At 52.6% G+C, this 25,893-nt stretch carries 22 protein-coding genes; 8 read left to right on the forward strand and 14 right to left on the reverse strand.

Going from position 1 to position 25,893, the window contains the following annotated elements; all coding sequences use genetic code 11:
- Nucleotides 1-5 precede the first annotated feature (5 nt).
- Nucleotides 6-1,199: an acetylornithine deacetylase gene (gene argE, locus IT895_RS05595; protein WP_199284965.1), complete on the forward strand. Its 1,194-nt coding sequence runs from the start codon at nucleotides 6-8 to the stop codon at nucleotides 1,197-1,199.
- Nucleotides 1,192-2,454, forward strand: a complete 1,263-nt coding sequence (locus IT895_RS05600; protein ID WP_199284966.1) for a Zn-dependent hydrolase — start codon at nucleotides 1,192-1,194, stop codon at nucleotides 2,452-2,454. The genes argE and IT895_RS05600 overlap by 8 nt, the downstream gene beginning before the upstream one ends.
- A 394-nt stretch (nucleotides 2,455-2,848) precedes the next feature.
- Here IT895_RS05600 and IT895_RS05605 read toward each other — a convergent pair whose 3' ends face one another.
- From IT895_RS05605 to IT895_RS05625, 5 genes are all read right to left on the reverse strand, one after another.
- Entirely contained in the window at nucleotides 2,849-4,429 is a 1,581-nt protein-coding gene (locus IT895_RS05605; RefSeq protein WP_199284967.1) for an aldehyde dehydrogenase (NADP(+)), read from the reverse strand.
- Nucleotides 4,430-4,453: 24 nt separating this feature from the next.
- A complete protein-coding gene (gene araD1, locus IT895_RS05610; protein ID WP_199284968.1) occupies nucleotides 4,454-5,443 on the reverse strand; it encodes an AraD1 family protein in 990 nt (329 codons plus the stop codon).
- 14 nt (nucleotides 5,444-5,457) lie between these two features.
- Nucleotides 5,458-6,720, reverse strand: a complete 1,263-nt coding sequence (locus tag IT895_RS05615) for a TRAP transporter large permease (protein WP_199284969.1) — start codon at nucleotides 6,718-6,720, stop codon at nucleotides 5,458-5,460.
- Nucleotides 6,721-6,727: 7 nt separating this feature from the next.
- Nucleotides 6,728-7,231, reverse strand: coding sequence for a TRAP transporter small permease (locus IT895_RS05620; RefSeq protein ID WP_199284970.1), 504 nt, complete (start codon nucleotides 7,229-7,231; stop codon nucleotides 6,728-6,730).
- 73 nt (nucleotides 7,232-7,304) lie between these two features.
- The gene (locus tag IT895_RS05625) at nucleotides 7,305-8,321 is read right to left on the reverse strand and encodes a TRAP transporter substrate-binding protein (RefSeq protein WP_199284971.1); all 1,017 of its coding nucleotides are present in this window, start codon (nucleotides 8,319-8,321) and stop codon (nucleotides 7,305-7,307) included.
- 187 nt (nucleotides 8,322-8,508) lie between these two features.
- On the opposite strand from IT895_RS05625, the gene IT895_RS05630 reads away from it, so the two are divergent.
- The 4 genes from IT895_RS05630 (at nucleotide 8,509) to IT895_RS05645 (ending at nucleotide 14,781) form a co-directional block, all read left to right on the forward strand.
- Nucleotides 8,509-10,038: a UxaA family hydrolase gene (locus IT895_RS05630; protein WP_199284972.1), complete on the forward strand. Its 1,530-nt coding sequence runs from the start codon at nucleotides 8,509-8,511 to the stop codon at nucleotides 10,036-10,038.
- 460 nt (nucleotides 10,039-10,498) lie between these two features.
- Nucleotides 10,499-11,494 (forward strand): GntR family transcriptional regulator, encoded by a 996-nt coding sequence (locus IT895_RS05635; protein WP_199284973.1) that lies wholly within the window; start codon nucleotides 10,499-10,501, stop codon nucleotides 11,492-11,494.
- A 1,269-nt stretch (nucleotides 11,495-12,763) separates the two neighbouring features.
- Nucleotides 12,764-13,816 (forward strand): Ldh family oxidoreductase, encoded by a 1,053-nt coding sequence (locus IT895_RS05640; protein ID WP_199284974.1) that lies wholly within the window; start codon nucleotides 12,764-12,766, stop codon nucleotides 13,814-13,816.
- 77 nt (nucleotides 13,817-13,893) lie between these two features.
- Entirely contained in the window at nucleotides 13,894-14,781 is an 888-nt protein-coding gene (locus IT895_RS05645; protein ID WP_199284975.1) for an NAD(P)-dependent oxidoreductase, read from the forward strand.
- 139 nt (nucleotides 14,782-14,920) lie between these two features.
- On the opposite strand, the gene IT895_RS05650 is transcribed toward IT895_RS05645, so the two are convergent.
- From IT895_RS05650 to IT895_RS05665, 4 genes are all read right to left on the reverse strand, one after another.
- Nucleotides 14,921-15,808 carry an NAD(P)-dependent oxidoreductase gene (locus tag IT895_RS05650; RefSeq protein ID WP_199284976.1) on the reverse strand — a complete coding sequence of 296 codons (888 nt, stop codon included), beginning with the start codon at nucleotides 15,806-15,808 and terminating at the stop codon, nucleotides 14,921-14,923.
- Between the two features lie 90 nt (nucleotides 15,809-15,898).
- The gene (locus tag IT895_RS05655; RefSeq protein ID WP_199284977.1) at nucleotides 15,899-17,413 is read right to left on the reverse strand and encodes a tripartite tricarboxylate transporter permease; all 1,515 of its coding nucleotides are present in this window, start codon (nucleotides 17,411-17,413) and stop codon (nucleotides 15,899-15,901) included.
- Between the two features lie 3 nt (nucleotides 17,414-17,416).
- Nucleotides 17,417-17,884 (reverse strand): tripartite tricarboxylate transporter TctB family protein, encoded by a 468-nt coding sequence (locus IT895_RS05660; protein WP_199284978.1) that lies wholly within the window; start codon nucleotides 17,882-17,884, stop codon nucleotides 17,417-17,419.
- 11 nt (nucleotides 17,885-17,895) lie between these two features.
- A complete protein-coding gene (locus tag IT895_RS05665) occupies nucleotides 17,896-18,876 on the reverse strand; it encodes a tripartite tricarboxylate transporter substrate binding protein (RefSeq protein WP_199284979.1) in 981 nt (326 codons plus the stop codon).
- Between the two features lie 242 nt (nucleotides 18,877-19,118).
- Between IT895_RS05665 and IT895_RS05670 the strand changes: the two genes are divergently transcribed.
- Both IT895_RS05670 and IT895_RS05675 read left to right on the forward strand, forming a co-directional pair.
- On the forward strand, nucleotides 19,119-20,255 hold the full coding sequence (locus IT895_RS05670) for an iron-containing alcohol dehydrogenase (RefSeq protein WP_199284980.1): 1,137 nt from the start codon (nucleotides 19,119-19,121) through the stop codon (nucleotides 20,253-20,255).
- 31 nt (nucleotides 20,256-20,286) lie between these two features.
- Nucleotides 20,287-21,075, forward strand: a complete 789-nt coding sequence (locus IT895_RS05675) for an SDR family oxidoreductase (RefSeq protein ID WP_199284981.1) — start codon at nucleotides 20,287-20,289, stop codon at nucleotides 21,073-21,075.
- A 567-nt stretch (nucleotides 21,076-21,642) separates the two neighbouring features.
- Here IT895_RS05675 and IT895_RS05680 read toward each other — a convergent pair.
- Genes IT895_RS05680 through IT895_RS05700 form a run of 5 tightly spaced genes read right to left on the reverse strand, consistent with a single transcriptional unit; the run spans nucleotide 21,643 to nucleotide 25,882 of the window.
- The gene (locus tag IT895_RS05680) at nucleotides 21,643-22,422 is read right to left on the reverse strand and encodes an SDR family NAD(P)-dependent oxidoreductase (protein WP_199284982.1); all 780 of its coding nucleotides are present in this window, start codon (nucleotides 22,420-22,422) and stop codon (nucleotides 21,643-21,645) included.
- Nucleotides 22,419-23,381 carry a 3-hydroxyacyl-CoA dehydrogenase gene (locus IT895_RS05685; protein WP_233337380.1) on the reverse strand — a complete coding sequence of 321 codons (963 nt, stop codon included), beginning with the start codon at nucleotides 23,379-23,381 and terminating at the stop codon, nucleotides 22,419-22,421. The genes IT895_RS05680 and IT895_RS05685 overlap by 4 nt, the downstream gene beginning before the upstream one ends.
- Nucleotides 23,378-24,265: an N-acyl homoserine lactonase family protein gene (locus tag IT895_RS05690; protein ID WP_066315868.1), complete on the reverse strand. Its 888-nt coding sequence runs from the start codon at nucleotides 24,263-24,265 to the stop codon at nucleotides 23,378-23,380. The genes IT895_RS05685 and IT895_RS05690 overlap by 4 nt, the downstream gene beginning before the upstream one ends.
- A gap of 29 nt (nucleotides 24,266-24,294) precedes the next feature.
- Entirely contained in the window at nucleotides 24,295-24,837 is a 543-nt protein-coding gene (locus tag IT895_RS05695) for a hypothetical protein (RefSeq protein WP_199284983.1), read from the reverse strand.
- A complete protein-coding gene (locus IT895_RS05700) occupies nucleotides 24,830-25,882 on the reverse strand; it encodes a LacI family DNA-binding transcriptional regulator (protein ID WP_199284984.1) in 1,053 nt (350 codons plus the stop codon). The genes IT895_RS05695 and IT895_RS05700 overlap by 8 nt, the downstream gene beginning before the upstream one ends.
- Nucleotides 25,883-25,893 lie beyond the last annotated feature (11 nt).

Below are 25,893 nucleotides of genomic sequence, written 5' to 3' on the forward strand. Positions count from 1 at the left end.
ACGTTATGCACGCCAGCAGCGCTCAGCTCCAAGATCATCCTCGGCTTGCTACTGCCGTTTCCCATCTTGAGGATCTAATTGGCTTCGATACGACCAGCGCCCATTCAAATCTCGAGATCATTGCGTACTTGAAGCGCTACTTTGACGAGTTAGGGATGGAGACCACGGTGCTTTATGACAAGAGCGGTGAGAAAGCCAATCTGATCGCCTGCATTGGTCCTAAAGATGTGCCTGGTATTGTGCTGTCTGGGCACACCGATGTCGTACCGGCTAACCCTGAGCGCTGGACGAGCGATCCGTTTCACCTGGAGCAGCGGGGAAGTCGGCTATTTGGACGTGGCAGTTGCGACATGAAAGGCTTCGCAGCTTGCGTAATGGCAGCGGCACCCGCACTGATACAAGGCCCCTTGCAGCGCCCCTTCTATTTCTGTTTTTCCCACGATGAGGAAGTGGGTTGTATAGGGGCTCCGGCGATCGCGAAACACTTGGCCGGGCTGGAAGTCCCGCCTGGTCTGGCCATCATTGGCGAACCTAGCGAAATGCACCTTGTTAATGGCCAGAAGGGAAAGATTGCCATGCAGGTCACGGTGCGAGGAGAAGGGGGGCATTCTTCTTTTGCGCCACAGCACGTCAATGCCGTGGAGTATGCGTCACGTATTATCGCCATGATCAGTGACCGATCACGACGATATGAGCGTGAGGGACCTTTCGACCATGACTTTAGCGTACCCCATGCGACTGCGTTGGCCACTTTGATCAACGGTGGTGTCGCGACCAACGTAACGCCTGACACCTGTGAGTTTGTTTTCGAGCTTCGTAGTATCGATCAGCAGGCTGCTTGGGGCGATATGCGGGCCTTAATTGACGAGGTGGAAGCCACTTTGCTGCCAGAAATGCGCAATGCCTCGACAGTAGCGGGCATCGAGTGGCAGGAGCGTTTCTCTTATCCTGCCATGGACGATGCCACGGGCAGCGAGCTATTTAAACTTATAGAGCCGATTCTGCCGCCGCGTGGCGGTAAGGTCTCTTATGGCTCTGAAGGCGGGGTGTTTGAGATTGATGGCGGCATTCCATCCGTGATCATTGGACCAGGCTCGATCCGCCAAGCTCATAAACCTGACGAGTTCATTGAGATTGATCAACTTACTCAGTGCCTAGAGTTCTTCGACACCTTGGGGGGTTGGATGACACATGGATAAGGACATCATCACGACCATTAACGCCAAACGTCTATGGCAGAACCTTGAGGCATTATCGACGATTACCGATCCTGAGCGGCCTTGGACGCGTCGAGCGTTCACAGAACGCTATCAGGAGGGGCGCGACTGGCTCAAGCGGGCTATGCATGCTGCTGGGCTTACGACTCGATTGGATGATGCGGGTAACTTGATTGGCACTCTGCCAGGTAGCGAACCTTCGTTAGCGCCGTTAGTCATTGGCAGCCATATTGATACGGTGCCCAGCGGAGGGCGCTATGATGGAATCCTTGGCGTTCTCGCCGGCCTAGAAGCGGTGCAGAGCCTGAAGGAAATGGGTGAACCGTTACGGCATGATGTCCAGGTTATCGATTTTCTATCCGAAGAACCAAGTGAATATGGCATCTCGTGCGTCGGTAGCCGTGGAATGGTGGGTGCTCTGACAGGCGAGATGCTCAATTTTCGAGAGCCGGGCGGTGAGCGTTTAGGCGATGCTATCCGTCGTATGGGGGGTAACCCGGATGCTTTGGTTACGCCTTTGCGGCAGCAGGGTGATGTTGCTGCTTTTTTGGAACTACACATCGAGCAGGGACGCGTACTGGAAGAAAACCATGTGCCCATTGGTGTAGTAAGCGATATCGTCGGTATTCATCGCTACGATATTGAGGTTTTGGGTCAGGCCGATCATGCTGGCACCACGCCAATGGAGCTACGTCGTGATGCACTCGCGGAAGCAGCGGGTTTGATCAAAGCGATCCAGCAAGAAGCGCAGCGTCAGAGCGCCGGAGATCATTATCTGGTTGCGACAGTGGGTCGCTTGAACGTTTCTCCCAACGCGACCAACGCGATTCCAGAGCAAGTTGAGATGGTGCTGGAAGTACGAAGTAATAATACTCATCTGCTCCAAAACTTCTTTCCGCCTATCCTCGACCAAGCAAAGCGCAATGCCTCAACCCTTGGTCTTGAGATTATCGCAAAGCCACTCAGTGAGGGGCTTCCGACTCCTTGTGCAGAGCTCGTTCAGTCAAAAATATGGGAGGCCGCCCAAGCCTGCGGTTTGGATTCCATGAGCTTGACTAGCGGCGCCGGACATGACGCTGTCTATATGGCACAAATCGCCCCGACTGGCATGCTGTTTGTTCCTTGTCACGAAGGGAGAAGCCACTGCCCGGAAGAGCTTATCACTCAGCAGCAGGCGTCTAATGGCTGCCGCGTGATACAAAAAGCGCTAAAAAGTCTCGATCACTATTTAGGCTGAGACACTTTGTGGAAGAACGTTTGGTTTCTGAAGATACAACAACGTTGAGAAGGCCGCTAATCAATCTGGGGGTGACGTCGACATCACTGTGTCACGGTAGGGGTAGCGTTTCCTCGTCAGGAGTAAGGCGGTAAGGTGAAGAAATTCGTTGAATGATGTTAAGGAGTGCCTTGTTCCGGATTATCTCAATTCCGGGGCAGGGGATTAGCGATGGCTTCAACGGCGTCGCTGAAACGACTGGACCTTCCCGTGTCAGTCACACTGACACGGGAAAGCCTCATGATCAGCTTATAGAGAATAGGCTTAACTGACTGGGATAGCTCCATTATCCCGCGTAAAACGCCGGTAAACAAAGTGCATTGATCAAGCCTCTACTCCACCGTTGTATCTCGCTTTAGGCTTCGCGCTGACCATCGACCAAGCGGCTTACGCCGACCGGATTGCCGTCCTGAATGGCCTCGGGTAGCAGGCTTTGGGGCAGGTTCTGGTAGCACACCGGACGCAGGAAGCGATGGATCGCGGCGCTGCCCACCGAGGTGGTACGCGAGTCCGAGGTGGCAGGGTAAGGGCCACCGTGAACCATGGCGTGGCAAACCTCCACCCCGGTTGGCCAACCGTTGGCCATCACCCGGCCGGCGCGACGCTCGAGCACCGGCAGCAGGGTGCGGGCGGTGTCGATGTCGCCATCGTCCATCTGCAGGGTGGCGGTCAGCTGACCTTCCAGTCCTTCGGCCAGCGTTTTGACCTCGTCGAGATCGGCGCACTTGACCACAAGGGAGGTCGAGCCGAACACCTCGGCCTGGAGCGCCTCGTCATTGAGGAAATCGCTGGCCTTGGCCACGAACAAGCCGGCCTGACACTGGTTCGGGCCGTCGCCGGCAGGGCCGCGCGCCACTTCACGGGCCTTGTCGCTCCCGGCGAGGGTGGTCACGCCTTTGCGGTAGGCATCAAATATGCCCGGCGTCAGCATCGTCTGTGCGCCCGCGCCCTCGACCGCCTCGGCGGCGGCATCGATGAAGCTGTCTAGCGCCTCGCCATCAATGGCGATCACCAGCCCCGGGTTGGTGCAAAACTGGCCTGCGCCCATGGTCAGGGAGCCGACGAAGGCCTCGCCCAGCGCCTTGCCGCGGGCCTTGAGCGCCTCGGGCATCAAGAACACCGGATTGATCGAGCTCATCTCTGCGTATACCGGGATCGGCTCGGGACGGGCCTGGGCGGTCTGCATCAGAGCGGTGCCTCCACTGCGCGAGCCAGTGAAGCCCACCGCCTTGATCCGTGGATCGCTGACCAGGCCCTGGCCGATCTCGCGGCCGGAGCCGAAGAGCAGCGAGAACACGCCTTCGGGTAGCTCGCAGCGCGCCACCGCCTTCTGCACTGCGCGGCCGACCAGCTCGGAGGTGCCAGGGTGGGCGGAGTGGGCCTTGACCACCACCGGGCAGCCGGCGGCCAGCGCCGAGGCAGTGTCGCCACCGGCCACCGAGAACGCCAGCGGGAAGTTGGAGGCACCGAACACCGCCACCGGTCCCAGGGCTATGTGACGTTGGCGCAGGTCGACGCGTGGCATCGGCTCTCGTTCCGTCAAGGCCGGGTCGTGGCGCACGTCGAGCCATTCACCGGCGCGTACCACCGAAGCGAACAGTCTGAGCTGACCGCAGGTGCGTCCGCGCTCGCCGACGATCCGGGCCTGGGGCAGGCCGGATTCCGCCATGGCGCGCTCGATCAGGGCGTCGCCCAGGGCCTCAATCTCGTCGGCGATGGTTTCGAGGAACGCCGCCCGCGCCTCGAGACCGGTCTCGCGGTAACGGTCGAAGGCAGCCCATGCTAGTTCACAGGCGCGCTCTACTTCGGCCTTGGAGCCTGCCGGGTAGCCGGGCTTGAGGGTCTCGCCGGTGGCCGGGTTGATCGCGTGGATGGGCTCGCCCTTAGCCGTGATGGCCTGGCTGCCGATCAGTTGCTTGCCTTCCAATGTGTACATCAATAATCTCCTTCAAATCTCGTGTTACAGCGTCTCGATGGTCGGCTTCGCCGCGGGGGTGCGCTTCAGTACGTTGCTCAGTGGGCGAGTCGTGATGTCGCACTCGATGCGCATCTCATCGCCATTTTCGAGTGCGATTCCGTCACCGAAGCTCAACACCGCAGCACCAAAGAAGTGGATATGTAGCTGATTGGGCTGGCAGAACGTCGCGTATTTGAAATGGTGGTATTCAAGGTTGCTCACCGAGTGGCACATATGCCTTTCACCGCTCATGAAAGCGCGATGCCACAGCTGCTCGCCATTGCGGTGCAAGGAAACACTCCCGTGTATCTCCTCCGGCAGATCGCCAACGAAGATTTCAGGGCCGATGCTGCAGTCACGCAACTTGGAATGAGCCAGGTATAGATAGTTCTGCTTTTCTGTCACATGATCGGAAAATTCGTTGGCCAGGGAGAAGCCGACTCTGAAGATGCGTCCCTCGTCATTGACGATATAAATGCCTGCAAGCTCGGCTTCTTCGCCACCATCCAGGGCAAAGTCCGGCATGGTGATCTCGGCGAAGGGCGCACGCAGGGTATGCCCTGTGCCCTTGTAGAACCATTCTGGTTGCGCACCCACCTCGTCCGATGCGGGCTTTCCGCCGGCAACGCCAAGGTCGAACATGCGCTGTGTATCGGTCGGCTGAGCCGTCTTAGACTCGTCTTTCTCCCCTGTGTGCATCTGGCTACGGGGCGCTGCGCTACCAAGGTGAGTCAGGCCGGTTCCGGTCAGCAGCAGATTCGCAGGCTCGGGGTGGGTGATCGGCACGCGAAGGCATCCATTGCGGATGGCCGTGTCGTAGGACATGGTGTCAGCCGTGCGAAAATCCGCCAACGACTCGACGAGCTTTTTGCCGCTGTTCGCGGCCTTAAGCGCAATGGTGTAGAGAGGCTGCGATAGCAGTTCGAGCTCATCGCCGTTGACGACAGCTGCCACGACCTCATTACCCTTATTTACCACTTGTACAATATGCATGGATGTCGACCTTGTTAGTTGATGAATGCCAGGGATAAGCCGGGAACGTAAGTGATCACCAGAAGGGCCAGCAGCAGCACCAGAAAGAACGGCAGAGACGAGCGCAGGAATTGCAGCGTGCTTAACTTGGCAATATTGCAGCTTACGAACATCAGGACGCCGAGCGGCGGGGTAATCTGGCCAATCAGTAGGTTGAACAGCATGATGATGCCGAAATGGACAAGACTGATATCCAGAGCATTCAGCAGAGGAATGAGTATCGGCACGAGGACGATGATCACGGCGATGGTTTCCATGAACATACCAATGGCCAACAACGCCAGGTTCAGCAGCAGCAGAACCAATAGAGGGTCATCCGTCAGCCCGGTGATCCATGTGACCACCTCCTGAGGCGCTTGCAATATGCTCAGCGACCAGGCCAGAGGCGCCGAAGCAGCGATAATGATTAAGATGGAAGCCGCCTCACGCGACGTGGAGACGAGCAGCTCTCCCATGTCCTTCCAGCTCAATGTTCTGTAAACAAACTTCCCTACGAAGAAGGAGTACGCAACGGCGACCGCAGCAACTTCGGTGACGGTGAAGATGCCCATGCGGAATCCAACGATAATCAACACGGGCATGAGCAACGCCCATACCGACTGCTTGAAATAGTTGGCTACGCGAGAGCGTTGGAAACCTTCATCCTTCGGGTATTGCTTGATGATGCTAATGGCGGTGATAAGAAGGGTTAGCAGGAAGGCGATCAGCAGGCCAGGCAGGATCCCTGCAATGAAAAGATCGCCAATGGAGATATTGGCCTGCCAGCCATAAACGACCATCAGTATTGAAGGGGGAATGATAGGCGACAGCGTGGCAGAAGAGGCCGTGAGAGCAACCGAAAATCCACGATCATAGCCATTGCGTTCCATTTGAGGAACCATGACCCGTGTCGTCGCGGCGCAGTCAGCAAGAGAAGAACCGGAGATGCCGGCCATCAGGACGCTGGACAGGACGTTAACGTGGGCAAGTCCGCCTCTCAGGTGGCCGACTAGGGACCTTGTGAAATCGAAAAGCCTTTCGCTGATACCACTCTTGTTCATGATGCCGCCGGCGAGCATGAAAAGAGGTATGGCCAGCAACGGAAAGGACTCGACCCCGGAAGACACCCGTTGTGCCAGTACATTCAGCGGAATATCCAGAGAGATGATGGATAAAACAGAGGCACCCATCATCGCCAGGGCAATCGGCATACCCAGAAGAATCAAGGAAAACAGTACGGCGAGTATAATAATCAGCATTTCACACCTATACATTTTCCATATCTGTTTCGAACGCATTGAAAGAGCGTTCAACGATAGCGTTCGCAATCAAGTGAAAAACGCTGAATACAAAGAACAGCGGCATTGCATAAGCGAACCAGGCAAGGGATATACCCAATATTGGAGATGTACTGCTGACCACCGTCAGGCAGTACTCGTATCCAAGAAACGCCATGCTGCCAAGGATGGCAATGGAGATGAGTAGGACCAGCGTATGGACGACTGTTTTTACGCTGCCCGGCATGGCTGATACCACTGAATCCACAGTGATGTGCTGTTTTTCAGCGAAAGCCACACTAGTGCCCACAAATGTCAACCAGACGATCAGCAGTTTCGAGACACTTTCGCTCCATACGAAAGGAGCGCCAAGGATGTATCGAAATGCCACTCCCAAAGTGAGAAGCAGTGCCATCATGCCCAGAATCACCCCGATGGTCACCTTCTCTGTCGTAAGCAAACCGCTGTTCACCTTCACGAGAAAACTAGTCATGTTTCACCATTGACCAATCCCCGCCTTGCCCGTGGCTAAAAGCCGGCGAGACAAGGCGGAAAGATGGCAGTATTTAGTTGCGGTAGTCTTCAATCGCTGTCATGACGCGGCGATAGTCTTCTTCACCCCAGCGATCGACCAGGTTTTCTCTGGCTTGCTCGGAGGCTTGCTCGAAAGACGCGCGATCAATGTCTTCGACAACGTTGATCTGGCCGCCGTCACGAAGCTCTTCAAGCATGGAGTCCTCACGCTCGGTCTGCAGCTCATAGTTCTCCTGGGCCAGCTCTTGAACCACTTCTCGAAGAATCTTTTGATTGCTGTCCGACAGAGACTCGAACTTCTCAGAATTAATCAGCACAACCTGGCTTTGCAGCATGTGCTTGCTCATGACCAACTGATCCTGAACTTCATAGAACTTGCGAGAATAGATGGTGGGAATCGGGTTTTCCTGGCCATCAACAGTACCCTGCTGCAGGGCCAGGTATACCTCACTGAAAGGGATCGGGGTCGGGGAAGCACCGAACGCCTTCACCATTTCTACCCAGGCCGGCGACTCGGGCACGCGAATCTTGAGCCCCTCCATATCCTCGACGCTATGAACTTCATCACCATTTAAGGTGAGGTTGCGCCATCCCCAGTACCAAGTCTTTGCCAGGGGAACCAGGTTGTGTTGCTCCTTCAGCTCATCGAAGATCGGCTGATAGGCGTCCCCTTCCAGAATATGACGTGCCTCATCCCAGCTTTGGAAAATGAAAGGCGCGTTTGAAATTTCCATGGCCGGGAGAAGAGTGCTGGCACCGGAATAGCCCGGTACAACGATATCGATGGAACCATTCTTTGACTGTTGGAGCAGCTGTACTTCCGATCCAAGCTGTTCACTCGGGAATACCTGAATCTTCAGTTCGCCGTTGGTTCTTTCTTCTACCCGATCGCCTAATGTATCCAGCAATTCGTAACTGGCTTCTCCAGGGTTGAAGGTGTGTGCAAGGCGCAGTGAAGTCGCTGCCTGGGCGTTGGCCGTGGCAACCATCATGGCACCACTTGAAAGCGTAAGGGTCGCAGCCGTCAAAAATGCTGTTGCTTTTTTCATTGTGTCACCTGTTGTTGCTGTTTTTCATCTGCCCTGCTGTGGGCAACTGGGCAGCATGCGGGGCCAAAGTTAAATCAAATGATCATTGCGCGCAATGATCATTTTTTGATACTATAGTCTAATCGTCATGCTTTCCAAAGCTGATAAGCTTTCCGCCAGTTTGTGATTTCTCTTCCAGAGGCCGTCCATGCAGTTAATCAACAACACGCCCGCTGTCATTCGTTTGCATTCCCAGGACAATGTAGGGGTCGCTACTCGTGCCCTGCCGCAAGGCATGCCGATTGACGATGACTCCAACCTGTCCTTGCAGAATATTGATGCGGGACACAAAGTTGCTTTGAGGGCAATAGCTGCTGGCGACAGCATTACCAAATATGGGCAGGTCATCGGCAATGCCAGCTGTGACATTGCCCAGGGCGAGCATGTACATACACACAATGTATCGATGCTCGAGCGCACCACATCCCTGGAAGGGTTTACTCCAGCTCCGATGACCAACACTGAACCCAGCAGCAGGTACTTCAATGGTTACCTTCGTTCGGATGGTCAGACCGGTACACGCAACTATATTGGTATCCTTTCCACGGTAAATTGCTCAGCTACCGTCGCGAAAATGGCCGCAGAACAGCTAAATGCGTCTGGCGAAGTTGAAGCGCTCGGTTATGATGGTGTCGTCCCGGTGACACATGGCTCAGGCTGTGCCATGAACACCGATACAGAAGGTTTTGCCTTTCTGGAGAGGGTCATCGCAGGCTATGCAAGGCATCCGAACTTCGCATTTGTTCTGATCATCGGTCTGGGCTGCGAGACCAACCAGGTCAAGCAACTGGTGGAAAAATCAGGATTGACCGATACATCTCGTCTCTACTATTTCAATATCCAGGACGTTGGCGGCACCAGGGCAAGCATTGAGCTGGCACGCAACAAGATCTTAGACATGGCGCACAGCCATCCAAGGTCAGTGCGTCAACCCAGTTCTTTGAGCAACCTCACCGTAGCCCTCCAATGTGGTGGGTCGGATGGATACTCCGGGATAACCGCCAATCCGGCGCTCGGGCACGCCGCGGATCTCATCGTCAAGCACGGTGGAAGTGTGATTCTCAGCGAGACTCCTGAAATATATGGAGCCGAGCACCTGCTACTGGATCGGGCAGTGAGCAAAGAAGTGGCAGGCAAGCTCCTTGACCGTCTCGCCTGGTGGAAGCATTACACAGAAATCAATGGTGCAGAGCTCAATAACAACCCTTCTCCGGGAAACAAGGCCGGAGGCCTGTCCACGATATTGGAAAAGTCGCTGGGGGCAGTTGCTAAAGGTGGGTCCACCAGCCTCAATGATGTCCTCGAGTATGCCCAGCCTCGTACTCGACCCGGTTTCAATTTCATGGATAGCCCTGGTTACGATCCGGTATCTGTCACTGGGCAGATTGCTTCCGGGTCCAACATGGTCTGCTTCACCACCGGACGAGGCTCTGTATCCGGGTACAAGCCAACTCCGTCCATCAAGCTTGCGACTAATACCACCATGTATGAGCGCATGGCCGAAGACATGGACATCAACTGTGGGGTTATCGCTGATGGCACAGCAAGTGTCGAGGAAGTCGGCGAAATAATCTTTGAGAAGATCATCGCGGCTGCGTCAGGAGAATTGAGTGCGAGCGAAACACTTGGATATGGGAACAATGAATTCGTCCCGTGGATGGTCGGCGCCGTGACCTAGGGGCACCCGTCGGCAGTTGCGATGTCAGAATGCCAGGACACGTGCCCGGCAAGACAGTCATGACCACGAACCATCGTCGGGCCGGGCCTGGAACGCGCTGCTTGAGGCCGCTCGTCCACGCTGCTTCTCGCCAGCGTATGGTGTCAAAGATAGTTAGAGAGGTCTGTACTTCCCACCCCGCATTGTCTAACACGACAGGCAGTGGGAAGCGTTGAATCTGTTAGGGGCGACCTTTCAGGACGAGATGGATACGCTACCATCAAGGCCAGGTGGCCACCTGACGGCGTTTGCGAAGGCTACTGCTGGCCTTTACGCCCACCCGGTAGCATGAATAGACATGCTGGTGAGCAGTGACAACCTCGGGCACTGTCCTCGCTGTCGTCATTTCCCTCATTGCCAGGCGCGTTGCCCTGAGGGAAGGATGCTAAAAGCAGAAATAACAAGGTATCGGAGAGTCGAAATGGGTACTCTAAAAGATCAGCTCTACCACATATTATCCGAGAGCATAGAGGGTGGCCGCCTTGAAACTGGTCTTGTGCTGTTGGAAAGCAATATTTCTGAGCTTTTCAAGTTAAGTCGCTCTCCAGTACGCCAAACGCTCGAACGGCTTCACGATGAAGGGAAAATCAGTCGTTTCGACGGAAGAGGATATCTGGTCGGGAACCAACCGGAAGAGGTGATCCGGCGACAGATTACCGAGGAAGATTTCACACTATCCGGTGGAGAGATATCTGTCCGGCGCACCGACTCCTGGAGGAAGTTTGCCGAAGAGATTGAGCGTGACATCGTTCTTTGCTCGATGCTGGGCTGCATGGAGCTGAACGAACTGAAGTTAGCCAAGTCACTTGGCGTCAGCCGAACCACCACGCAGAAGATCCTGCTTTATCTTCAGTCCCTGGGTTTGGTTGAAAACAACAAATACAGCAGCTGGACGGTGGTGCCACTTGATGACGACCGTCTACACCAACTGTATGAGGCCCGACAGCAGCTTGAGCCTTTCATGATCGCTCAAGCCACTGGTCGGCTGCCTGATTCCGACATCAAGCGGTATATCGAGCGTCTTGACAGTGCAGAAAACCAATACCCCAACATTCAGGGGGGGCTTCTCGACGAACTGGAAAATGATCTTCATCAGCATGCCATGGTGGCAGGTGGAAACGATGAGGTCGTGACAATGCTGCAACGTACACGTCCCATACTGCTGATCAGCAAGCACCTGCTGGGGGGCAAAATCGACTTTCCTCAAAGCGATCCTTTCTTTGATGAACATCGTGAAGTTTTCAGCTTAATGCTTTCACGAAAGCCAGAACAAGCAAGCAAATCCCTATTCAGGCACCTCACGGCGTCTGAATCGAAGGTGCAGCATCGTTTGGAGCAATTTCGAGACAACCCGGAAGTCAAAATTCCGGAGTATTTACCCCGGCTCATTCACAAGGACGCCGTACGCACGCGTTGAAACCGATGGCAATCAGTACCGACTTACATCAGCAGTACCTGAACGTTTGGTAGCCGGTCGGCGGATGCGGTGTCTGTCGATAAGTGGATGATGAGGGCGATTCCATGGAACGAAGTTCCGTCGCCATGCAGGTTCTTGAGCGGATCATAGCGGCTTTGATTCTGGCGGAGTAAAACCTGGTGATTATCTCCCCTTAGAAAACGAGCTCACCCATAGTCTGGGCATTAGTCGAGTGCGCGCGAGGCCATTAAGATGTTGCAGGCAGTCGGCGCAATGGAGAGAGAGGAGGTGTGTCTGAACGACGGGAAGAGGTTAAAAAAGTAGGCAACATCAGTAGATCCAATAAATGTTTAGGGGTGTTACAGCTTGAGCGCGGTACTGGCTGAGGTGCTATGAGAAGTCCGGGCTAAGAGCATTAGACTATCGTTCTATATTATGGGCATTGAATGCAATGTTCATTTCATCTAGATTGATTTTATGTGCCAAGCACGCTATGGCTTCATGGGGTGAGCCACACGAACAGTGAAGCCTATTAATAATAAACTTATTAAGGAATATATTAATTAAAAAAATATGCGTTTTTTAGGAATTGCCCTGTGTAGATGTAGGGCTGGGAAGTATTTCGAGTCGGTTATGCATTTAGCAACGAATTTTCCGTTCACGTTACGGAAAAACAGAATTACCTTTATTGAGCTCATTCTAAGTTGCGCGATTTGAGCGATCCTGAGGTGGTTATCGGTGAATTACCCGAGGTGGGCCGGTAACTTCTCTATCCAACGCAATGGCTCGCTTTTATGGCTGCACGATTTTGCGAGTGGCGAGCAGTACATGTTTCGTTCAATCGCGAATCTTGAACACCACCACTTTAAATATCCTTCATTCCGGGAGCCTGGGTAAGTGTAAGTGCAAGTGCATTTCTTTGGTACTGTAATTCGGAGCTTTGCTGATGCCATTGAGCTGCAGTATGGCGATGAAATGTGAATAGAGCGTAATTTAATAACAAAGCCATTAATTAATAGAGTGAAGATAATGCCAGTCTCCATGGCTCTATTACGCCCTTATAATCCATAACAAGAGCATGAGGCCTCAAAATCGTCGAAAACCCAGTGATCGCACTGCCTATTATTTATGTACACGGGAAGTGCAGGGCAGGTTGCAGCGTCGACGGAATCCCAAAGACACGGCGGAAAAACGAAATCAACGGTGAATTCCTTTGTGATGTTTTCGAGTCGCCTCACGCTGAACAACCAACACCTAGGAGAATAGGATATGAGCCAGCATTACGACGTTCAAAAGATGACCCGTTTCAGCAACGAGTTGCTCGCAGCTGCCGGACTCGATGACGACAAGGCGCGAGTGGTGGCCGAGATACTAGTCGCTGGTGACTTGATGGGGCATACCACGCACGGACTCCAGTTGTTAGCTCCCTATCTTGGGGAAGTTCAGTCCGGACGGATGGCGGTGTCCGGTGGGCCGGAGGTGATTTCCCAACGTGCAGCGGTGGAGACATGGGATGGACGATATCTGCCAGGGCCTTGGCTGATTATACAAGCGCTGGAGTCAGCCAAGGAAATGGCGCAGATATGTGGCACGGGGACAGTGGTGATTCGCCGCTCGAATCATATCGCTTGTCTGGCCGCCTATCTCAAATGGGCAACTGATCGTGACCTGGTGGTAGTGATCGAGTCTTCTGATCCGGCCACCAAATCCGTAGCGCCCTATGGCGGCTTAGAGGCAACCCATACGCCCAACCCCATCGCGGTGGGCTACCCAACTGATTCAGGCCCGGTTCTTTTAGATGTCAGCACATCCATTACCACTAATGGCATGGTCGGCCGTCTCAATAAGCAAAACAGTCGCCTACCTTACCCATGGCTGAAGGACCATCAGGGCCACGCAACCGATGACCCCATCGTCCTGTTTAACGAGCCAAAGGGCAGCATTATGCCCATCGGCGGACTTGACCACGGCCATAAAGGCTATGCGCTTGGCCTGATGGTGGAGGCGCTGACCTCGGGCTTGGCGGGCTTCGGTCGTGTGCAGGCGCCGAACCAGTGGGGGGCCTCCGTCATGGTACAGGTGCTGGATCCGGAAGCTTTCGGTGGTTTGGAAGCTTTCAAACGTGAAACGGGGGCGTTAGTCGATGCCTGTCGCACCAATCCCGTCGCCGAAGGCGATCCGTCAGTGAGGATTCCCGGTGAAAGGGGGCTGGCACTCCATGATACCTATATGCAGGAGGGGGTTCCTCTCCCGGACGGAGTGCCCGAGGCGCTTACCGAGTGGGCCGAGCGGTTAGGGGTGTCTTTTCCGCAGGCAGTGTGACAAGGCATTGAAAGCGCGGCCTTGAAAACACGGCTTTGAAAGTGAGCCGTGCGCAAACGACGATTCAGGAGGGAAGTATGAAAGAGACGACACGCATAGGCTTCATTGGTCTGGGGCTGATGGGAAGGGAGATGGCCGGACATATAGTGCGCAGCGGTTATCCACTGGCCGTTATGGTTCATCGAAACCGGGAGCCACTGGAGGCGTTGTGCACTGAAGGCGCAGTAGAGGTCACAACGGCTGCGGAGATGGCCAGGCATAGCGATATCGTTTTCATCTGTGTTCCGACATCCGAACAGGTTAGAGAGATTGTCACTGGTGAGCAGGGACTGCTGGCTGGTGGGCAGGACGGGCTGGTTGTCGTTGATTGCTCGACGGTGCATCCCGAATCAACGGAACGCCTCGCCGAGCTCGCATCGCTCCAAGGCATCACCCTGGTCGATGCGCCCTTAGCCCGGACGCCCAAGGAAGCCCGTGAGGGGCGCCTGAACGTCATGGTGGGCGGGGAAGAGAATACAGTAGCTCTCATCAGACCGGTCATCGAGTGCTTCGCTGAGAACATCTTTCATGTCGGTAAACTAGGTTCTGCGCATAAATTAAAATTGATCAACAACTTTCTGTCTTTGGGTGCGGCGGCATTGGTTTCTGAGGCCGCGGGCATGGCTGCCAGTATGGAGGTCGACCAGCACAAGCTACTGGAGATTTGCTCTCAGGGCGGGGCAAATAGTGCCATGCTGGCGCCTATCATGGAGTGGGTTCTGAAAGGAGAGTGTACTCGGCTGCAGTTCAGCATCGGAAATGCCGAGAAAGATATGCGTTATCTCACTGAGACCTTGGTCAACTATCAGACTAAGGCTAGCATGCTTCCCGCCCTGTGCGAGTACCTAAATCATGCCATGCTTGACATAGGACCGGACGCTTTTGTTCCCCAGTCTTACGATACCTGCACTCGCCGCAATGCTTAGAAATAACAGCTAGGCGAAAGTCCGGTGTGATCCGAATTTCTCAAGTTTCTCGTGCCTCCAGTTATAGAAAAAGTTGTCGTAGTTGGAGACATGTCCTTGCGCTTATTTTCGCAGCCAGGGTTAATTAGTGAGACCCTGTCTATATTGACATCCCGTTTCTGCGTTTTAGTTCTCGTATTAAGGCACTATGGTCAAGCTCACCGTCACCGTGTGCGACAAGGTCAGTGAACAATTCATTAACCAGTGATGATACAGGAAGTTCAAGCGACAGTTTTTCGGCCAGTGACATGGCTGTTTGCGTATCTTTAAGCTGCCATTTAGAGGGGCCGCCGGGGATGAAATCGTCAGCAATCATGCGTGGTACATGTGATTGCAATATGGTTGAATCAGCAAAACCACCTAGTAGTGCTTCACGTACCTTGGACGGATCAGCGCCACCACGCTCGGCCAGTATTACGGCCTCTGATACGGTGGCGATGGTATTAGCGACTATTAATTGATTGGCTAACTTGGCCAGTTGTCCGGTTCCGGCCGGCCCGACGCGCACGGGTTTCCCTAGGATACTGAGTAGGGCGCTCGTCCGATCGAATACATCATTTTCACCACCGACCATAATCGCAAGCTTAGCTTCCTTGGCGCCTTGTTCTCCACCTGATACGGGGGCATCCAGGTAACCAATGCTCTGCTCAGCAGCCGCACGAGCTTGATTCTGGGCTGTTTCGACCGGGATCGAACTCATGACCACCAAGGTGCTGTGCGGCTTCATTGATGCCAACAATCCGCCGGGGCCAAGGATTACTTCATCGCAAACAGGCCCTGAACTGAGCATCACCACAACAACGTCTGCTTGCTCGGTCGCGTGCTGGGGTGTTTCGCTAACTTCTATGCCCAACGATGACAGCGCTAGAACTTTATCAGGGCTGCGATTCCAGGCCCGTACTTGATATCCTGCCTCAGCGAGATTTGCGGCCATCGGAGCACCCATTATGCCGGTGCCAATAAAACCTACGGTTATTTGTTTACTCATTACTGCTTGTCACCGTTAAAAGAAAATAAAGCATGAGAAGTATTTGTCGCGTTTTTAATCAACCTTCCAATTGGTTCGGTGTATAGCGTTTCATGAATTTCTTGGTGCTTTGTCAGCTTGATTATTCTTGATTTTTCTGTAGGCCATTGTTAACAAAGGAGAGAACCACAGCAAGATAACGAGCGCACCAAGACCGGCGCTAATCGGGCGGGAAAAGAAGCTCAGTAAATCGCCGTTGCTCTTCAGCATGGAGCTCATGAAACTGTTTTCCAATGTAGTCCCCAGTACCAGGCCAAGAATTGCGGGAGCCATGGGGAAGTCGCACCTGACGAGGATAGAGGCAATGAAACCGATCAGAAGCATTATCCAGACATCTGTAATCGAGTTATTGATCGAGAAGGCACCGATAATGCAAAAGCACAAAATGATTGGCATCAGGATCTTGCGGGGCGTCAATATGAATACCTTGGCGGATCTTATTGCTGCAAAGCCAATCGGCAACATTATTAAATTTGCTAGAAAGAACACGATAAATAGGGCATAGATTAATCCGGTCCCATCCATAAAAATGGTTGGGCCGGGGTTCATGCCTTTCATGTAAAGCACACCTATCACAATGGCCGTTATCGAGTCGCCAGGAATGCCGAATACCAACGCTGGAACCCAGGCGCCACTAATGCCGGAGTTATTGGCGGAGCTGGCATCGACAATGCCCTCGATATGACCGGTACCATAGGCCTGTTTCTCTTTAGAGCGGCTTTTGCCAACTGCATAGGAGATCCAAGCAGCGATATCAGCACCTGCACCTGGTAGGGCCCCGATCAACGTTCCTATCGAACTGCCGCGTATCATATTGCGCCAATAGGCCTTTACATGTCTGGGTGCCTGCTTAAAAACACTGTCTTTGGATAAATAAGGCAACTTCCTTTTTTCATTGCTCGAACCATAAAACAGCATGAGCTCATTGAGGGCGAACATACCGATCATTACCGGAATGAAATTGATGCCCCCCATTAAATCTGGGATTCCAAAAGTGAAGCGAGGGGCGCCACTCATCATGTCCAATCCGACTGTCGAGAGTAGCAAGCCGATCATTAGAGAGAGGAAGGCTTTAACTCTGGAGCCAATTGCTATGAAGATAGAGCAGCTTAAACCCAGAAGTGCTAGCCAGAAATATTCAAAAGAACTAAACTGGAGCGCAACCTCAGCTAGTGAGGGGGAAACAAATACCAATATTACCGTTCCGAATAAACCGCCAAATACAGAGCAGATTAAATTTATACCCAGAGTTTCTCTAGCTCTGCCTTTGTGTGCTAATAAATTTGAATCACCGACATAGGCAGCAGAGGATGGCGTTCCAGGTATATTCAAATAGGTGGCTGGAATATCTCCAGCGAAGATGGCCATTGCCGACGTTGTAACGATGGCGGCGATAGCTGGAGTAGGGTCCATGTAAAAGGTTATCGGAACCAGTAGTGCAACAGCCATAGTGGCGGTCAGTCCTGGGACAGCACCCACGAAAACACCAAAAATGGCTGCTGCTAGGATGACCAACATCGTTTCTACATTGAAGACTAGCTGGAGCCCTAACAGAAATGCTTCCATAATCTAACCCCAAAAATTCAGTAGCCCTTCAGGAAGGGGGATCAATAGGTATCGCGAGAATATGAAATAAATGACGAGTGACGCGATGACTGATACGCACAATGCCAAGATTAAGGAGGTCCTTTTAACAAGCATTAGTACTAGCATTATGATGCCCAAGCAAAGAGCCGCCCCAAGAAACTCGCTTGCGAATATATAGAATATAATTAGTGCGCAAGGAAGAAGTGACAAAAGGATGGGTCGGAAGTCGAACATCCTGATACTGTCATCTTTGCTAGACAACTGACTTTTTAGTGCTGGTAGCTGTATTGCTGAAAGTACGAAACCACCAATAAGAAACCCTCCCCCAATGAGGGAGGGAAACAGAGATGGACCATATTGAAGGCTAGCCATCGTAGGGTACTGACTTGCGACAGTAATCACGACAGCGCCTAGCAGCATAAAAGCTAGACCCAAGAGGAGGTCTCTCATTTCTTAGCCTCTTATTGACTTAGCCCAACATTCTCAACAATCTTGCCATACACCGCATCCATTTCGACCATTAGCTCGCCGAACTCTTCAGCATTACGCCACTCGGTACCAAAACCTTGCTTAGCCATGAAGTCTTGATAGGTGTCACTGTTATAAGCAGCTTCGAGCGCTTCCTCAAGAGTTGCAACGATGTCTTCATCCATACCCTTAGGGCCAGTGATACCGCGCCATTCACCTATTAGGTAATCGCTCCCAACGGCTTCTTTAATGGTCGGTACATCCGGGAAGCTGTCTATGCGCTCTGGTGCCATTACGCCTAGGCTTTTTGCGCGGCCTGCTTCGATCATTGAGCGCGCTTCTGGAACTGAGCTAGGAACAATGTCGATACCACCGGCAGCGAGTTCGGTCATAGCCGGTGCCGCTCCCTGACTGGGAATCCATGTAACACGGTTAGCTTCAAGTCCCTGATCCATCAGGAAGCCAGCAAAGGCTAGATGCCATACACCCCCTTGGCCCGTACCTGAAGCTTTAAAGGTACCCATGGGTTCTTCAGCAATGGCATCAACTAATTCTTGGACTGAGTCGAACGGGGCGTCGGCGGCTACTTGAATCCCTGCGTAGTCAAAGTTGATTTGGCCGATCGGAGTGAAATCCTCATAAGTTAGATCGGTAAGGCCTTGCCAGTGCATCATATTGAGCTCGCCAGTTGCTAGGCCCAAGGTATAGCCATCTGGATTTGCGCTCGCCATAGCACTATGACCGACAACACCGCTGCCACCAGTGCGGTTCACCACATTCACCGTTTGGTCCAATTGTTCTTCCAATGCGGCGGCAATGGTGCGTGCAGTAGCGTCTGTACCGCCACCAGCTGCCCATGGAACGATGATCGTAATAGGCTTTTCTGGGTAGGCTGCAAGCACTGAGCTTGAAGCTGTCAGCAGCAGCAGTGCAGAAATGCTCTTGAGTGATCTCATCTTGTTGGTAGTTTTCATGTAAGCCTCGTTGTTGTGTCTTTGTAGGTTGGCATTTTCAAGCTAGCATTAATGACCATTGTGTTCAATGACCATATTTTTTATACTTTAGTTTTATTTTGACATCGCCTTCGAATTCTTTAAGTGAGTATTTATCAAGGGTTTGTTTATCTCAGCGTGCTTAAGTCAATTTTTGCCGTACTTGTTCGTCGCGAACAAGTAGGTTATTAGTTAAAAACACTAACAATTCAAAAGGTAATTAAATGTCAATAATCAATTACGTAACACAAATCCAGTTTGATTTTGGAGCTTCATCTTTGCTGCAGCAGGAGTGCGATCGCCTCGGCATTCGGCACCCCATGGTGGTAACCGATGTAGGTGTCAGGGCGGCGGGTATTGTCGATCATGTACTGAAACACCTGCGTAATCCTGATCCAGCGGTCTATGACCAAACGCCTCCCAACCCTAATGAAGCAGCCGTTCGGCAGGCATCTGCTCAATATCGCGAAGGGGGCTTCGATGGCTTAATTGCCATTGGTGGTGGTTCCTCTATTGATCTTGCCAAAGGTGTGGCCATTTGCGGTACCCATGAAGGACCTATGAGATCTTTTGCAGTGATTGAAGGAGGTGTCGAGCGAATCACTGCCGCAACGGCACCGGTGATCGCTATCCCGACTACCGCAGGTACAGGGAGTGAAGTAGGGCGTGGCGCTATCCTGATACTTGAAGATGGACGTAAAGTAGGGCTTTTATCACCACACTTGGTGCCTAAATCAGCTATTTGTGACCCTGAGCTAACCTTGGGCCTGCCTGCAAAAATGACCGCTGCGACAGGTATGGATGCCTTATCTCATTGTCTTGAAACGTTTATGTCAGCCGCTTTTAACCCCCCGGCGGATGGGATCGCGCTGGATGGCCTGCGACGTGGGTGGTTGAATATTGAGCAGGCAACTCGCAACCCCGGCGATCGTGAGGCGCGTATGAACATGATGAGTGCTTCAATGCAGGGGGCCATGGCCTTTCAGAAAGGATTGGGGTGTGTGCATAGTCTGAGCCATTCGTTAGGGGGGATTGATCCGCGATTACACCACGGCACGCTCAACGCTATTTTCCTGCCCGCTGTGATTGCCTTTAATTCTTCCTGTGACTCCATAAAGCAAGAGCAGAAGCTTGAACGCATTGCCCAGACGATGCAGCTTGGTGGGCCTGATGAGATAGGGCCTGCTATCAAGGAGATGAGTAAGCGTCTAGATTTACCGGTGGGTCTAGCGGAATTGGGATTGTCCCGAGAGTTATTCCCCCAGATTATTAAAGGCGCCTTGGCTGATCACACTCATAAGACTAACCCGCGCATCGCGAGTAAAAAGGATTATCAGTGGATGCTTGAGCAATCCCTTTAAGTTGATCTTCAAATGATCATAGGAGACACAAATGGATCTAGGAATTTCAGGTCGTTGGGCGCTGGTTTGTGCGGCGAGTAGAGGCCTCGGTAGGGGGTGTGCCGAGGCTCTAGTCAGGGAGGGGGCGAATGTCGTCATCAACGCACGTTCCTCTGAATCGTTGGAGAAAACGGCAGAACACCTGCGCCGCTTGAATCAAAATGTCACTGTTTACACAGTAGCTGGCGATATTGCGCTAGAAGAGACTCGCCATTCCGCGCTAACAGCATGTCCGCAGATAGATATACTGATCACCAATGCGGGTGGTCCTCCTCCTGGGGATTTTCGAGATTGGTCACGTCAGGACTGGTTAGATGCTCTCGATGCCAATATGTTGACACCTATTGAGCTGATCAAAGCGTCGGTTGATTCCATGGCAGAACGAGGCTTTGGCCGGGTCATCAATATCACTTCAGCAGCCGTCAAAGCACCCATCGATATTTTGGGTCTATCCAATGGTGCCCGGAGTGGACTAACTGGTTTCATAGCAGGTTTGGCTCGTCAGCCGCAACTTGCCGGACGAAATGTAACCATCAATAATTTGTTGCCAGGTTCTTTCGATACTGATCGTTTGAAGAATACCCAACAGGGCGTCGCCCAATCGTCCGGCCTAAATTACGAGAGTGTTCGTGAATCCTCTCGCCAAAAAATACCTACGCAGCGCTTCGGCACCGCTGAAGAGTTTGGTGCCTTTTGTGCGTTCCTTTGTAGTGCGCACGCTGGTTATATGACCGGTCAAAATATTCTCCTGGATGGAGGTAGTTATCCGGGAACGTACTAAACAACAATTCTTATATTTAAGCCTGACTCAATGCTGGCGTATCGACAATTGAAGCCGCTCCTGGATGTCGAGATGTAGCGCCGATTGCGTTCAGACAGGCTGTAGTGATTCACTAATTCTGGGCACTAGCGTAGGTGGTAATATCACCACCATAAGCGAGGTGTCAGATGACCAGTAAACGATGATCTTTTACGTCAGAATTCAAACAAGAAGCTTCCTGTCTGGCGCTTGAATAAGGTTACAGTGTTGTGAGCTAGCCGATCTTTGAATGTCGGTGAGAACGCCATCAGACGATGAGTAAAACAGCTTTCTGAAGAACTTGGTGGAGTCACTCTCCAGTCCAAAGCACTGACGCCGTCCACAAAGCGGGCTTCCTGAAGTGGGTGCGCAGCCTCTTGTCGCCAAGACGTCGACGTCACCCCTAGGAAAGGCCGCCACCTAACATTGAACTCCTTGCTGAAGATAAAAGCGTCTAGCTGGCATTATCTTCAGCAACCGCTATGCGGATGATCCGCACGGCCTGCTTTGCAATGTCGGCTTGTCTAAGTCTGGATTTCCCGAATAAAGCTATTCAGCCGTCCAGCCGCCATCCACCAGTACGCTGCTTCCGTTCATCATGGCTGCCGCATCAGAAGCCAAGAAAACGGCTACCCCGACAATGTCACCTACTTCAGCCAGTCGTCCAAGTGGAATCTTTGCCAGAACACGGCTGAGAAATTCGCGATCCTCGAACATCGGTTTGGTCATGGGAGTGTCGACGAAAGTGGGGCAGATCGCATTGGTGCGTATGCCATAGGGTGCGAGTTCGACAGCCAATGCTTTGGTCAACCCTTCCAGTGCCCACTTCGAAGTACAGTAAAGCGTTCTGTTAGGCGCCCCGACATGACCCATCTGGGACGACAAGTTGATGACAACCCCGTTCTTTCCTTCTTGGCGCATTCGGTTGGTTACCACTTGAGTGGCGAAATAAACCGCTCGGACATTGAGGTCCATCACAGTATCGTAATCGGCAGTGGTAATGTCCGGCAGGGGTTTAGGTCGATTGGTACCTGCATTATTGACCAGTATGTCGTAGCTGGAACGACGATCAAGTGCCTGTGCAAGTGCTTCCACGTCGCTGACATCAGCAACTAACGTGTCGGCTGCGTATCCCGCTTGGCATAGTTGCTCCGCCGTTTCTTCTATCTCGGTAGCGGTACGTGCACACAGTGTTACCGCGGCGCCCGACGCTGCGTAAGCTTGTGCAATGGCATTCCCTATGCCACGGCCCGCCCCGGTCACCAGGGCACGCCGCCCGTCCAGGCGGAAGCTGGGTTCCCAACCGTTCAACTCGTTACCCGTAGTCATTCTTGAGCCTCTTGATGCTGCTTATGGGCGGCTAACGCCATCATTCGCCTGTCACGCCAATTGCTCCGTTCCATGAGTTTCGACGCTGCCAAACGTTGACGACGCTCATGCTCTACCTTGCTAATCAGCTCATCACTCCAGGGCTGTGGATTGGTCCGCTCCTTGTCGATGGATAGGTAGAGATCACCCAGCCGTTGGGCATAGTCGCTAATGCCTCCGGGTGCATTAAGATCAATCGTTTCGAAAGGGCCCATGAACGACCAGCGCAACCCTAGCCCTTTCGAGATGGTTGCATCGATGTCTTCAAGGGAGCAGTAACCTTCGTCGTATAGAGCCCATGCTTCACGCAGGAGAACCCCCTGCAAGCGGTTTAGTACGAACCCTTCCAGCTCACGATTCACTCGGATCGGATGTTGCCCTACGCGGTTCATGAGCTGATGAACAGCATCCACCGTATCAGTGCTTGTCCAGCTGGCAGGCACCAGCTCCACAATGGGAGCGAGGTAAGGGGGGTTGACTGGGTGGGCAATCAGGCAACGAGAGCGGAATGAGATATCTTGTGTGAATGCTGAAGCCGGGATACCCGACGATGACGAGCCCACTATAGTATGCGGAGCAAGGCAGCTTTCCATCGTTTGATAAAGGTCCTGTTTAACGTCAACACGCTCAAGTACGGACTCTTGTACGTAATCAACGCCTTCTAGCGCTTCTGCAAGCTCTTCGTGGCAACTGCAGCGCGCCAGCACTTCCTCTGGAGATTCTTGGATCAGGCCATATCCAGCAAGATCCCTGAGTGACTGCTGCATCCGGTTTGGTGCATCCTTCAGTTGCTCAGGGTTCTTGTCATGAAGACGCACGGGCAAGCCTGCCCGCGCGAATACAATCGCCCACCCCAGGCCCACTAGACCAGTGCCTACTATGGCAATGGTCATATTCCCGGTTTGAGTATGTTGGCTCATGACACCACCGAAGACATATTGTCGGCCAGACAAATCTCGCTGATGCGCAGATTTTCTTTCGTGATACGTGAGGGGAAACGGTCAGCAAGGCCCTCTTCGTGAATTGGAATGACACGAGTGTCATCGTAATCTGCTTGTTTCATCATTTCTTCGGTAGCCAATAACAGGTTCATTTGACTGCCGGTTGCAAGGCCTACAGGCGTATACATGGTATCTACCCCGACCACAGAGCCATCGTTTTTAATATTACTGAATTGGTAGACAAGGTCTCCGGCTAATACCCATGTGTCCTCAGAGTCTGGCTTGCCGTCATTGCGTACCGTGACCCACATAGAACCAAAAGTGTGACTGTCCTTGGCCAAATGAAGGTCGATGCCGGGGAGAACATCTTCGACTGACCCCTCAACCGTACGTAGTTTTCCTTGGGCAGCAAGGTTAACCCCACGCAAAATATCGCTGGGATCGACAGCGATCAGCAGCCAGCGAAGGCGATCTGGCAAGGACAACGCCCATACCCACTTCTCTATTTCTTCTCGCTGGATATAGAAGGTGGCATTTGGGAAATCCTCGACACTTCCAAAATGGTCAAAGTGAGCATGCGTGATAAAGACGGTATCGACATCCTCGGGTGTAAGCCCCATTTCTGATAAAACCACTTTTGGTGAGCGCCAGTTTTCGACACCAAACTTCTCTGCAAGGTGTTGACCATAGTCTTTATGGTTATAACCCACATCGACAAGCGCTACGTGATCATTGCTGCGTATCAGCACGTAGCAATAAGGTAGTTTTACATAGCCTTCGTTATGTGCGCCGTAGAGCACGCCACTTTTGTGGTAATTGGCAACGTAGCTATACTCCAGGACGTGAATTGAATAATTTGCCATGTTGTTCTCCTTATAGAGTTTTGGCAGGGCTAAGCACCCTTTGATACGCCACAGCTACAGCAGGCGTGGCTAAAATCAACCGGACTAAGGTTTGCACCAGGTTCTGATGTGGCGATAAAGCACTGTTGTGATTTGTTTAATTGACGCATTACATGACGTGTGTCTATGTCGTCGAATATATTGCTTTGATGAGTTCCGATGCTGTCGATACTCTTGCTGACTTGCTGGAGGTGTTGGCACATTTCTGAAAGTGCCCCATGATGACGCGCTGCTTTATAAGGAACCCGAATAGCACGTAGTTGCTCGGCGCAGTCGTCAAGCTGCTTCTTCGCCAAATTGAACATGCTATGATCCAACGGCAACTCTCGCTGCTGGCTCGACAAGTACAATAAAAAGATTCCTGAAAGTTGCGCCATCACGCGCCCTAGCGAGTCATAGACAGGTCTTATGCCAGTGAGGTATTGCGCTGTTTCGGGGGAATAACCTGGCGGCGGTACCGCATTTAAAGAGTCGGTACTATCCTGGATTTCCCAGATATCACACTGCGCTGCATGTATATTGGTATTATTCATTAACCCTCCCATCGGCTAGATTTGCCGAGCCACGAATAATCAGTTCTCCCGGCATAAAGTATTGCTTTGGCATCGCAGAGCGGTTTTGTTGAAAACGCAGTATTTCGGTTATGACACAATCGATCATGTCGTCCATCGGCTGACGAACGGTGGTTAAGTCGTGCGAAGGCCATGACGCTAACGCAATGTCATCAAATCCTACGATCGCAATGTCCTCTGGGACCCTGAGTCCCAGCTCACGCCTGATACAATCACTGGCCCCGACAGCAATGATGTCGTTGGCACAGAAAACTGCGTCAATGCGTTGATCCCTGGCATAAAGCTGCCGCATCCCGGCGTAGCCGTTTTCATAGGAGAAGTCACCCCCGGAATAGATAACGGGGTCAGGTAGGCCAGAGGCAGCGATACCCTCCAGATAACCTGCTAAGCGGTCCACATTCGTGCTTGCCGTTGCCAGCCCTTCGATGAAAGCCAGATGCCGGTAACCGGACTGGGCAAGACGCTCTGCAACCAGCCTGCCCCCGGCGGTGTTGTCACAGCAGATAGCACTTGCGCTGGCACCTGCAACATAACGATTGAAGAGGATGACCGGTGTGTTGCTGTCATTAAATTCTTGTAGGTAATCTGCTTTCATAGTGGCCGCAAGCAGGATTGCTACATCCGGGTTGATTTCCTGTAATGCAGGCACCGAGTCTTCTACTCCATCGTCTGAAGTGAAAATCATTGTATGCAGTTTCATCTTTTGCAAACGACGTGAAAGCTTAACGAGCACTTCGGGGTAGAAAGGGTTGGTAATATTGTTTACGAACAGAGCCACAACACCACTGCGCTGACGAATTAATCCTCGAGCAAAGAAATTGGGTCGATAGCCCATTTCCTTTGCCTTCATCATGACGCGCTCTCTGGTCTCCTTCGCGATTACAGGGTCATTGGCCAGTGCGCGGGAAACGGTAGAGACGGAGACGCCTGCCTCAACTGCGATATCTTTAACCGTAATACGACTGATATCGGATTGCTTAATGCTCTTTTGTTCGGCGTCTACCATGTCTCGTTTCC

The organism is Halomonas sp. A40-4 (assembly GCF_015767635.1).
Lineage (GTDB): Bacteria > Pseudomonadota > Gammaproteobacteria > Pseudomonadales > Halomonadaceae > Vreelandella > Vreelandella janggokensis.